Origin of the sequence: Mesorhizobium ventifaucium (genome assembly GCF_935822925.1) — a bacterium.
Classification (GTDB): Bacteria; Pseudomonadota; Alphaproteobacteria; order Rhizobiales; family Rhizobiaceae; genus Mesorhizobium; species Mesorhizobium ventifaucium.
The window spans coordinates 1-10,630 of record NZ_CAKXZS010000031.1; the positions used below are offsets into that span (position 1 = coordinate 1).

Annotated in this window: 11 protein-coding genes and 1 tRNA gene; 7 read left to right on the forward strand and 5 right to left on the reverse strand. The window is 61.1% G+C overall.

Annotation, left to right across the window (positions count from 1 at the left end):
- Positions 1–922: 922 nt before the first annotated feature.
- On the reverse strand, positions 923–1,789 hold the full coding sequence (gene yghU, locus NMG70_RS25030) for a glutathione-dependent disulfide-bond oxidoreductase (protein ID WP_254027008.1): 867 nt from the start codon (positions 1,787–1,789) through the stop codon (positions 923–925).
- Positions 1,790–2,009: 220 nt separating this feature from the next.
- Between yghU and NMG70_RS25035 the strand changes: the two genes are divergently transcribed.
- From NMG70_RS25035 to NMG70_RS25050, 5 genes are all read left to right on the forward strand, one after another.
- Positions 2,010–2,912: a S1C family serine protease gene (locus NMG70_RS25035; RefSeq protein WP_254016687.1), complete on the forward strand. Its 903-nt coding sequence runs from the start codon at positions 2,010–2,012 to the stop codon at positions 2,910–2,912.
- A gap of 126 nt (positions 2,913–3,038) precedes the next feature.
- Entirely contained in the window at positions 3,039–3,182 is a 144-nt protein-coding gene (locus NMG70_RS33335) for a hypothetical protein (protein ID WP_436798456.1), read from the forward strand.
- A 12-nt stretch (positions 3,183–3,194) separates the two neighbouring features.
- The gene (locus NMG70_RS25040) at positions 3,195–3,863 is read left to right on the forward strand and encodes a hypothetical protein (protein WP_254027009.1); all 669 of its coding nucleotides are present in this window, start codon (positions 3,195–3,197) and stop codon (positions 3,861–3,863) included.
- 83 nt (positions 3,864–3,946) lie between these two features.
- The gene (locus NMG70_RS25045; protein ID WP_254027010.1) at positions 3,947–4,546 is read left to right on the forward strand and encodes a YdeI/OmpD-associated family protein; all 600 of its coding nucleotides are present in this window, start codon (positions 3,947–3,949) and stop codon (positions 4,544–4,546) included.
- A gap of 208 nt (positions 4,547–4,754) precedes the next feature.
- Positions 4,755–6,890: an EAL domain-containing protein gene (locus NMG70_RS25050; RefSeq protein WP_254027038.1), complete on the forward strand. Its 2,136-nt coding sequence runs from the start codon at positions 4,755–4,757 to the stop codon at positions 6,888–6,890.
- 51 nt (positions 6,891–6,941) lie between these two features.
- Here NMG70_RS25050 and NMG70_RS25055 read toward each other — a convergent pair whose 3' ends face one another.
- Positions 6,942–7,271: a GYD domain-containing protein gene (locus NMG70_RS25055; protein ID WP_202366865.1), complete on the reverse strand. Its 330-nt coding sequence runs from the start codon at positions 7,269–7,271 to the stop codon at positions 6,942–6,944.
- Positions 7,272–7,434: 163 nt separating this feature from the next.
- Complete coding sequence (locus tag NMG70_RS25060) at positions 7,435–7,617, reverse strand: DUF3606 domain-containing protein (protein WP_077383486.1); 183 nt, start codon at positions 7,615–7,617, stop codon at positions 7,435–7,437.
- A 346-nt stretch (positions 7,618–7,963) separates the two neighbouring features.
- On the opposite strand from NMG70_RS25060, the gene NMG70_RS25065 reads away from it, so the two are divergent.
- Positions 7,964–8,422 (forward strand): ATP-dependent DNA ligase, encoded by a 459-nt coding sequence (locus tag NMG70_RS25065; protein WP_254027011.1) that lies wholly within the window; start codon positions 7,964–7,966, stop codon positions 8,420–8,422.
- Between the two features lie 304 nt (positions 8,423–8,726).
- Here NMG70_RS25065 and NMG70_RS25070 read toward each other — a convergent pair.
- A tRNA-Gln gene (locus tag NMG70_RS25070) sits at positions 8,727–8,800 on the reverse strand.
- 119 nt (positions 8,801–8,919) lie between these two features.
- On the opposite strand from NMG70_RS25070, the gene NMG70_RS25075 reads away from it, so the two are divergent.
- The gene (locus NMG70_RS25075) at positions 8,920–9,306 is read left to right on the forward strand and encodes an ester cyclase (RefSeq protein WP_254027012.1); all 387 of its coding nucleotides are present in this window, start codon (positions 8,920–8,922) and stop codon (positions 9,304–9,306) included.
- Between the two features lie 729 nt (positions 9,307–10,035).
- Here the strand turns inward: NMG70_RS25075 and NMG70_RS25080 are convergent.
- Positions 10,036–10,341 carry a hypothetical protein gene (locus NMG70_RS25080; RefSeq protein ID WP_023803842.1) on the reverse strand — a complete coding sequence of 102 codons (306 nt, stop codon included), beginning with the start codon at positions 10,339–10,341 and terminating at the stop codon, positions 10,036–10,038.
- Positions 10,342–10,630 lie beyond the last annotated feature (289 nt).

The window sequence follows — 10,630 nt, forward strand, 5'->3', positions numbered from 1 at the left end:
TCAAATGCGATAGCCCTGCCCTCAAGGGGGAGATTGCGCGCTCAGCCGTTTTCGCAAATCACCAGCGTTGGAGGCGAGCGGAGCGCCGAAGCTGCCGATCTCCCCCCAAGTGGGGGAGATGGCCGGCAGGCCAGAGGGGGGCGCTTGTCCCGCCGGCATCTCAAGGTTCTTCGCCGGTCCGATTGACCGATCGCTCCTTGCCCATCAATGATCTTTCCCCTGGATCACAACCAGGGATTGCATTAAACATGCGCGCACCTCTCATCCATTTGCCACTTGCGCAACCATCAAAAAGGGTGAAACGTTGGTCGGGGGTAAATGGGCAAGGGGTGGTCGTCGCGGCTGTTAGAAGCTCCGGGGCGGCCTTGAAAAGCGATGAACTTTCCACAGTTCCTGGTGGGGATGACCGCCGCGTCATTCGTCGTGGCGCTCTCGACTTTTTTGGCAACGGGTTCAATCTGGAGGGCGCTGGGCTGGACGGTCCTTACCTCTATCGTTCTGCGGTTGGATATTTTTTGTTCGTCGTCCAGCTGATCTATAGGGCCGGGCGAAAGACACACAGGTGACCGCGACCCGCGAGTACTGGACCATCGAGACGGTTGCGGTTTTTACGCGTGTCGAGATTCCAGGCCAGGCTGGCTGAATATCCATATGCTTAGACATGATGTTCCCAAAATAGATAATATGGTCTAAGCCTTCTGAAAGCGGACATGTTCGGTTCTGGGAATGTGCATTGGACGTTCCGTTACTTTAGCAAACCAGTATATATTTACGGACACATATGCCGGCGACTGGGCAGCGCAGAAGCCTGCCTGCGGCTTGTGCAATCCCGATCCGCTGTCGAGACGGGGCGGGTTGAAGCTGCTGATCTCCCCCACAAGGGGGAGATCAGCGCGTCATCCGCACATCTCCATCGCTCTGCTCACTCCGCCGCCAGCTTGTCCTGCGTCTTGGTGTCGAAGTCGCTGGCGTCGTGGCGCTCGTGCAGCTGCATCGCCGGCTCGCCGAAGGCGCGGTTGACCATGCGGCCGCGCTGCACCGCCGGTCGTGCGTCGATCGCGTCGGCCCAGCGCTGCACGTGCTTGTATTCCTGCACCGACAGGAACTCGCCGGCGTCGTTGTACATGCGGCCCTTGGCCAGCCCGCCGTACCAGGGCCACACGGCGATGTCGGCAATCGTGTAGGCGTCGCCGCCGAGATATTCGCTTGCCGCCAGCCGCCGGTCGAGCACATCCATTTGGCGCTTCACCTCCATGGCGAAGCGGTCAATGGCATATTCGAACTTTTCCGGTGCATAGGCGTAGAAATGGCCGAAGCCGCCGCCGAGATACGGCGCCGAGCCCATCTGCCAAAACAGCCATGACAGGGTTTCTGGGCGCGCCGGCTGTTCGGTCGGCAGGAACTCGCCGAATTTCTCGGCCAGATGCAGCAGGATCGAGCCGGATTCGAAGACGCGGATCGGCTTTGGCCCGCTGCGGTCCATCAGCGCCGGGATCTTGGAGTTGGGATTGACCTCGACGAAGCCGCTGCCGAACTGGTCGCCGTCATTGATCCTGATCAGCCAGGCGTCATATTCGGCGCCTTTGTGGCCGCGCGCCAACAGCTCCTCCAGCATGATCGTCACCTTCACGCCATTTGGTGTCGCCTGCGAGTAAAGCTGCAGCGGATGCTTGCCGACCGGCAGTTCCTTGTCGTGCGTCGGGCCCGCGATCGGCCGGTTGATGCTGGCGAAGGCGCCGCCATTTTCCTTGTTCCAGGTCCATACTTTCGGCGGTGTGTATTGGTTCATCTCGGGAGGCCTTGTGATGTGAGCGGAGAGGGTCTTGGGGAGGATCAGCTTGCATAGATACAGGTAGTGCGGGCTGCGGGAAGTTCAACTTGTGTTGAACTATTGTCGATGCCGGTCTGCCTGCGCGATTGCCCTGCCCTTGCGCCTCGTCACATGCGCCATACCTATAAGAATGATCGGGCCTCTGACGCCCGTCGTGAATATTGCCAGGATTGAAAGCATGACCATCGATACGATTTTGCGGTCCATCGTGGCGGTGCGCGCTTCGATCCCGGATGATGCCTTCACCGCGAATGCGCTGGGCACCAGCCGGGAAGGCAGCGGCGTGGTCATTCGCGATAACGGCCTGGTGCTCACCATCGGCTACCTCATCACCGAGGCGGAAGAAGTCTGGCTGACCGACCACAACGGGCGCGTGGTTCCCGCGCACGCGCTCGCCTACGACCAGGAATCGGGCTTCGGCCTAGTGCAGGCGCTGGCCCCGCTCGACCTGCCCGCGGTGGCTTTCGGCGACGCGGCTAGGGCGATGGCCGGCGACCCCGTGGTGCTCGCCGACGGCATCGGCCAGGCGGTCAGCGCGCACATCGTCACCAAGCAGGAATTCGCCGGCTATTGGGAGTATCTCCTGGACGAGGCGATCTTCACCGCGCCCGCTCACCCGTCATGGGGAGGTGCGGCACTCATCGGGCAGGATGGCAGACTGCTCGGCATCGGTTCGCTGCGTCTGCAGATGAGCCGCGCCGGCGAGATCGCCGATATCAATATGGTGGTGCCGATCAACCTTCTGCCGCCTATTCTCGACGATCTGCTGACACGCGGCCAGGTTGCCAAGCCGCCGCGCCCGTGGCTCGGCGCCTTCTCCGCCGAAAGCAATGGCGAGGTCGTGGTGATGAGCGTCGCCGAAGGCAGCCCGGCCGCCGAAGCCGGCTTGCGCCAGGGCGACATCATCTCGGATGTGCGCGACGGCGAAGTCGACGGGCTCGCCGATTTCTACCGCAAGCTGTGGCAGAACCCGGCAGGGGCGGAGATTCCGCTGCGGGTTGTGCGCGACGGCCGCGAAACCTGGCTGCGCGTCAAGTCGGCCGACCGCAACAGCTTTCTCAAGAAACCGCAGCTGCAGTGAAGCTCCCCCTTTTCCCCTTGTGGGAGAAGGTGGCCGAGCTCACGTCGGCAGCCACACCGCGAATTGGCGGCAATGCCCCGGTTCAACATCTGCTGTGGCTCACGCTATTCTGAAGGTGCGTGAAGTATGAAGTACCTGTTGGCTCTGGGCATTGTGCTCTTTTCGATACCTTTATCGGCATCGGAGATCATCCTTGAGCAGGTCACATTGCGCCGAGGGATGGAAGGCGACACCAAGCAGTCGGGAACCTTGGACGATCCAAAAACCTAGAGCAAAAACAAGGTGTACCGTGAGGAAAAGGAGCTCGCAGCGCAAGCGGGTGTCCCGATAGACGAATTCCTGGACGATTACTATGCGAAAGGATTTCGGAAAGAATCTGAAGCCAACAGAGCAGTACACTACCTGCTATTCTACAATTCAATCTCGGCACCGCAGTGCAAGAGGGATTATCTGATTCAACGGGTAAGGCAAACCAAGATATATTATCGAGATAATAGAAAGATTTCGCGTAAAAAGGTCGAGTATCTTGTGGAGGTTTTTAAGCTGAACAGCTACGGGCACACCAAACGCGCCGACGGTCACGTTCAGCTTCATTTTCTGGGGGACGCCCAATCGAGAAAGACAGTCGTTGACATCGAGGTCGGTTGCGGCGAGGTGCGCAGCGTGGCTGATGGATCGGATTGGCCTTTCGAGCAGAAAATCTTGTTCAAAAAATTGCAGGATTATTCCAACAAACCCGGCCTGTACGACAAGGTCAGCTTCGAGTCCTCCAGGTCCTACAGCTTTACCTCGGAATTCGACCGGAATGGACACAAGATAACGTTGCCGGATTCCTCCGGTAACCTTCTTCGAAGCAGACCCGTGGGCGCCGCGGGCCCTCTGTCCTGCCGGACCCCCTCAAGGGGCCTCAAGGGGGAGATCGGCAGCTTCGCTGTCCTGCCAGCCTTGTAACGAGGTTGCCGTTGCTCCATTCGATCGGAGCCAAGCGGCGACGAGGAGGAAACGACGATGATCGCAAAAAGCGAGACCCGCTGATGGCGCCGGTCAAGGTCGATCCCGCCAAGGTGCGGGAATTTAGCGATGCCGAAAGCTTCTACACCTGGCTCGGCCAGCACCACGACACCGAGACAGAAGTCTGGATCAAGATCCACAAGGTCGGTTCGGGGCTGCCGTCGATCACGCCCAAGGAGGCTATCGACGTCGTGCTGTGCTGGGGCTGGATCGATGCCGTGCGCAAGGGGCTCGACGACAAGAGCTATTTGCAGCGCTACACGCCGCGCGGCAGGAAGAGCACCTGGAGCCAGATCAACGTCGACAACGTCGCCCGGCTGATCGAGGAGGGCCGGATGACCGAGCATGGGCTGAAACAGGTCGATGCGGCGAAGGCCGACGGCCGTTGGGCGCGCGCCTATGCAAGCGGCAAGGACATGAAAATCCCCGCGGATTTGCAAGCCGCAATAGACGCCGAGCCCAAGGCCAAGGCGATGCTGGCAAGGCTCAGCGCGCAGAACCGCTTCGCGCTCGCCTTCCGCATCCACAACATGAAGACGGAAGCTGGGCGCAAGAAGAAGATCGCGGCGTTCGTCGAGATGCTGAAGCGCGGTGAGACGATCTACCCGCAAGGGAAGAGATGAGGGCTGGCGCCGTCGCGGCTGTGGCTGCTATTGCCGCAAAGTTCGCCTACCCGTTGTGGGAGGGGTTAGGGGTGGGGGTCCTCTTCGCAAGATGCGATTGCCTTGCCCAACGGGGAGATTGGCCGTCCACCCCGGCCGCTACGCAGTAACGGTTTCTTCTTTGCTTTTGCCGCACAATGGCTGCGACGAGGCGGGCGAAGTCCAGGACATGGCCGACAAGAAGGATCGCAACGGAGAGTTCTGGGAGTTGGCGCTCGAACGCGCGCATCTTGGCGTCTGGGACTGGGATCTCAGGAGCGGCGACTGTTTCTACTCGGCAATGTGGTCGCAGATGCTCGGCTATGGCGAGGGTGAGCTTGCCAAGACAAGCGATCTCTGGCTGGAGCTGACGCATCCCGACGATCGCGAGCGGGCGGTGGCCAGCGGCGAACGCCACATTGCCGGCCTGACCGATTCGATCGAGACCGAGCTCAGGCTGAAGCACAAATCCGGTCACTGGGTATGGGTTCTCGATCGCGGCGGAGTGGTCGAACGCGACGCGGAAGGCCGGCCGGTCAGACTGATGGGCGTGCAGACCGACATCACCAAGCAGAAGCAAGCGGAAGCAACACTTGAACAGGTCAATGTGCGGTTTGGCCTGGCATTGGCGGCCAGCGGCACCGGCATCTGGCACCACGATCTCGCCGCACGCAAAAGCTACTGGGACAAGCGCACGCGGGACATCTTCGGGCTCGTCGCCGACACCGACGAGGTGTCGCAAGACCTCTGGCACAGCTATCTGCATCCGGACGACAGGGCCGACGCCGAGCGGGCTCACCTGGCGCCGCTGCAAACCCAAAAGGTCGTCGCCGTGCAATACCGCATTATCAAGCGGGACGGCGAAATCCGACATGTCGAATCGCTGATACGGTTCATCGCCGACGCCCAGTCTTTGGGCCAGATCCTGGGCACGGTGCGCGATGTCACCGAGGCGAAGCAACGCGAGCAGGAACTTGCCTATGCGGCCCGCCATGACGCGCTGACCGGCCTTCTGAACCGCGCCGCTTTCGACCGGCTGCTGGCCGAGCATATCGCAAGGGCGCGCCGGCTCGCGGTGTTCTACGTCGATCTCGACTACTTCAAGGCGTTGAACGATTTCGCCGGCCACGCCGCCGGCGACCTTGCACTGAAGCGTGTCGCCGAGGGCATCTTGAACTGTCTGCCGCCGTCGGTGCATGCCGCGCGCCTCGGCGGCGACGAGTTCGCGCTGCTGGTGCCTGATTGCGACGGGCCAAAAGCCGAGCGTCTCGCCGGCGCCGTTCTCGCGGCGGTTCGCGACGCCGACCTCGGCTCGACGGCGGCGTCGCGCAGGCTTGCGGCCAGCATCGGCATCGCCTTTGTCGCCGATGCGAATACCGCGGTGGCCGACGCGCTCGCCTGCGCCGACGACGCCTGTTACGCGGCCAAGGCCGCCGGGCGCAATCGCTTCGCTGTGTTCTCGCCTGAGACGACGTCAGGGTCCGGCGGCCTCAATGCGGCGCGGCTGGCGGCCGACACCGTCGACGCCATGGCGGACGGAAGGCTGAAACTGTTCGGCCAGGAAATCCACCAGCTCGGAAAACCCTGGCAAGAAAGCCGCCATGTCGAGGTCCTGGCGCGGCTTGCCGGGCGCAACGGGCGGCTGATCCCGCCGGGCGAGTTCATCCCGGCGGCGGAGCGGTTCGGCGTCGCCTCGCGGCTCGACCGCTGGATCATCAGGACGGCGCTGTCGCTTCATGGTCCGGCGCTGAAGTCAGGGGCGCTCACGCTCGGCTTCAACCTGTCGGCGCAGACGCTGAGCGACCCGCAGCTTTGGGACTTTGTCGACGCCCTCATCGCTGAGACCGGGGCGCCGCATTCCGGCATCGGCTTCGAGATCACCGAAACCGCCGCGGTCACCAATTTCACTGCTGCCGAACAGTTCGTCCGCAAGGCGCGCGAGCGGCGCTGCCGCGTCAGCCTCGACGATTTCGGGGCGGGCATGAGCTCGTTCGAATATCTCCGGCGCTTTCCCGTCGATGCGATCAAGATCGACGGTTCGTTCATCGAGCATATTGCCGAGAGCCGCTTCGACCGCGAAATCGTCTCGGCCATATCGGGCATCGCCAGGAGCCTCGGCTGCTCCGTGGTGGCGGAGAAGATCGAAGCGCAGGATGCGCTCGACATTCTCGCGGATATGGGCGTTGCCTTCGGCCAGGGATTTCTGCTGCACCGGCCGGAGCCGCTGCAAGCGATCGTGACACGGGCAATCGCGATCCGGGCGAGCGCGAGACTGGCGAGCAAGACACGGGCGAGCGCGCAGGCGCCAGCCGGACGGCGAGCCTAGCCAGCCGCGCGAAAGTCCGCAGACCGATCCGGCGCCTTGATGCGCGACTGGTCAGGGCTTTCCCGGCGGGCGATAGCGGACCGACTTCGCCTTGCCAAGGGCTTGCATCGTCTCTTCGACGCTCAGGAGAACGGTGGTCTCGTACGAGCTGAGCGCTCCTCCCGCACCAATGGCAAGCATGACAGATGCCATCGAAACGTTGTCGGGCGCTTCCCACAGGTTCCAGCCATCGTGCTCTCCGAAGCCGTACCAGAACCCGTGCAGCTTTCCGCCCACCGATTCGATGTAGGTGCGGGCTGCCTCGCGTCTATCCTCGGGGTTTTCGATCAGGCGCGCCCAGGTCTCGGGCGTATAGCTGAATCGTGAGAGATACATGGGCATGGTTCGCCTCCAGCGTTGCCGTTCCCCCAGCGGCTCGGCGTCGAGGGATCGAGGGGGGCTGGCGCCGAGCCTGACCGGCTTAAGTAGTTCACCGGCTGACGAAATATGCGCTCAGGCTAATGTGAGAGCAACTCCTATTCAGGCCGCCGCCGCCTGATGCGGATCAGGCGTTGCGGCTCGCCATATGCGCGTCGAGCTTCTTTCTCGAGGGCCCGTACCGCTTGATGATGGTCGCGGCCTCGCTCGGCGGTATGCCGTATTTTTTCGCAAACGCCGCTACGTCGTAAGGCTCCTCGCCGGCGGCCGGTTTGCGATCCTGCTTGCTCTTGGATTTGTCGTCGGCCATGTGGTCCTCCGTCATATCTGGTGGTTATAGGGTCGCTTGGTCGCCCGGCCATCCTTGCCAGCGTCAACCGTGAAGGCGAGGCTCTGTTCCATCAAAGTCTAACGACTGGGAAAGCGCACTGGAAAGCACGTGCGGTAACAGTTGGTTCAACCATTGCTGGTATTTTAGAGGAGTGTGGTAGCGGCTCCGACAGTGGTGCGGGGAGGCGAATTGCCGGAGCCGCCTGCGCAGCCCTTGGGGTTGACCGCGCTGTCCCAGAATAGGACGGCGCGGTCAACGATTCGTTAAAATGCTCCGGAACTAATTAAGAGCGTGCTAATTGAGTCGCGGTTTTGCGAGTCAATGCATGCGTTTGAAGCCTCCCGAGGGTGACAACTGGCTTCATGAGGTCAAGTTCGACGGGTATAGAACGCAGATCGTCAAGGATGCCGACGGCGTGCGCCTATTTACCCGCCGCGGGCTCGATTGGACGCCGAAGTATCGTGATCTTGCGAAGGCTGCGGTCTCGCTAGACGTCGAGAGCGCCATCATCGACGGCGAGATTATCGTGCTCAACAATGCCGGCCTGCCTGACCTCGGTGAGCTACGTGCCGGCAAGGATATCGCGGCGCTCTTGCAGTGCCATGTCGCGCAGATCGTGCCCGTTGAGGTGCGAAAGGCCGTCACCCGGCGCGACGCGCGGCCGGGACTTCCAGCTGCCCATGCTGTCCGGCCGGCTGCGCCGGAATGCGGCTCGCGCCGCGTCGTCGTGGGCATCACCATGCCGAGCAACGCCGGCACTGCGGCTGCGAGGATGGCGCGATGAATTCACCAATCGAACCAATTTGATGACTGCTAGCCCAAATACCGGAGGCGTTAGGCGGATGCTGTTGATTGTGCGAGCGTGAGTTGAACATCGCCAAAGAACTCGACAAGGTCGGCGTCACAGTCGCAGATGTGAGATTGCGGATCGTCTAGTGAGAGCCTTAGGTGGACCAAGATGCGAGTGCGCTCAGCACTAACCTCAGACTTCCGAGCCTCCACAGCATTCCTCTGCATCGCGACTTGGCGATTAAATGGCCAAATATTGGACAGTTTGGCGAGCAAATCATCTAAGTTACTGAAGTTACTGGTTCCCGCTCATGGGCTCGAACCACGATTCACGCCTTCAAAGGGCGCTGTCCTACCATTAGACGAAGCGGGAATAGAGGAAGTGACGCTGTCTAGCACTTTCTCATCCGCGCATGAAGCCGCTTCATGCCGTCATCGGCTTGAGCAAGAGACACGCCCGTTCAGCAGGGCCTTGAGACAGGAGCAATCGCCGTGACTAGAACCGACCTCTGCGACGTCTACCGAGACTACATTGCCTGCCTGAACAAGCAGGACTGGCCGAAGCTGGGACAGTTCGTTCATGATGAGGTGATCCACAACGGTCGGCGGCTCGGGCTATCAGGTTATCTCAAAATGCTGGAGAGAGACTTTGCTGAAATTCCGGACCTTTATTTCAACGTCGAGATGCTGATTTCCGATCCGCCTTATATAGCGAGCCGGCTCGGGTTCGACTGCACGCCGAAAGAAAGGTTCCTCGGCCTCCCTGTAAATGGGAGGAGAGTTTCTTTTTCTGAGAATGTTATCTATGAATTTCGCAATGAAACAATTGTAGAAGTATGGTCTGTCGTAGACAAGGCTGCCATCGAAGCTCAGCTTTAGCGCGAGAAATTACCCGCGTATCTCGTCTCAAAGCAATCCTTGCCCTGCTGGACAATCTGTCCTGAGTTAGACTCGCGTTATCGCCAACAGGAGAGCCCTGCCGCCGAGAAGAGAGCTCACGAACGCGGTTGCAAAGATCAGATTGCCAGCTCGGGTATTGAGGCTCTCCACCACGTTCTGCTGGTGTTGGAGACCACGCACCGCCTCCGCATAAACGAAGGCCAGGCGAGGGTCCGCAGCGGGCTGGGAGCGGCTTTCTCCTATCGAGGAATGCTCGGCCATGAGTGTCGTCCACGTTCCAGTATGAACCACGATATGAACAGGGCAGCTGCCTGTCTACCGCCTGTCAAGGACCTTGACGCCTGAACACATTGCTCCAGATTACGCGGCGGAGTTTCAGATATGCGATACGACTGTCAGGGGCGCAAATTCCTGGAACGGCATTTCGGCATTGTTATCGCAATTGGCCTGGTTGCAGGGCTGTCGGCGCTGGCCGCGCTGGGCTACACGCCTTAAGCCTCGGTGTTGGTGCCAAGCTGAAGCACCCCTCATCCGATCGAGCGGAGCCTGTCCTCGGGCTTGCCGGAGGCAAGACCCGTGGGCTCGGCCACCGCCCGGGGCGAGTCACGGGCCTCGCCCGCCCTTCGGGCCCCACAAGGGGAGAAGGGGAGGCGCCGCGCGAACCTCGAGGACTCTAGTCCAGAAAGCTTGCGCCCTTCGATCGCGACGTTACATCTGGTCGTTGTAGGGTTCCTTCATCTGGCCGACCATGCGCGCCAGTTTGGAGAATGACGGCATGTCCGCCTCCGGCTGACACTGGTTCGCCAGTTCCAGCAGCCGGATCGGGAAGTTGACGGCATCGCGGCTCGACGCCGACATGCCTTCGGAGCGCTCCTCGCTGGTCTCGCTGGCTTCGGCCTTGCGCAAGGCAATGTCTATCTCCTCGACCGTCAGCACGCCCTTGCGGACAAGGACCTGATTGATCGATGCGACGGCCATCAGCAGGCCTTCGAGTTGCAGATTGGCGACATTCATGGCTTTGCTCCCATTGGCAAAATTGCAAACGCGCGAACGCCGGTTCCGATCCGGACAGCTGCACCATATCGCGGCGGGCGGCCGAATTTTAGGCCGACCCGCAAGATTTCGCTTGCTTTGTGACGGCAGCTATGCTAGGAATATAGTCATGGTGCTGATTTGCGCCAACGACCCGCCCGCCGAGGCGGGTTTTTGTTGTTAGCCCGTTTCGAACGTTTGTGCCTGTGTTGCCGATGTCAAATGTCGGCGGGACAGCACCCCCCTCTGTCCTGCCGGACATCTCCCCCTC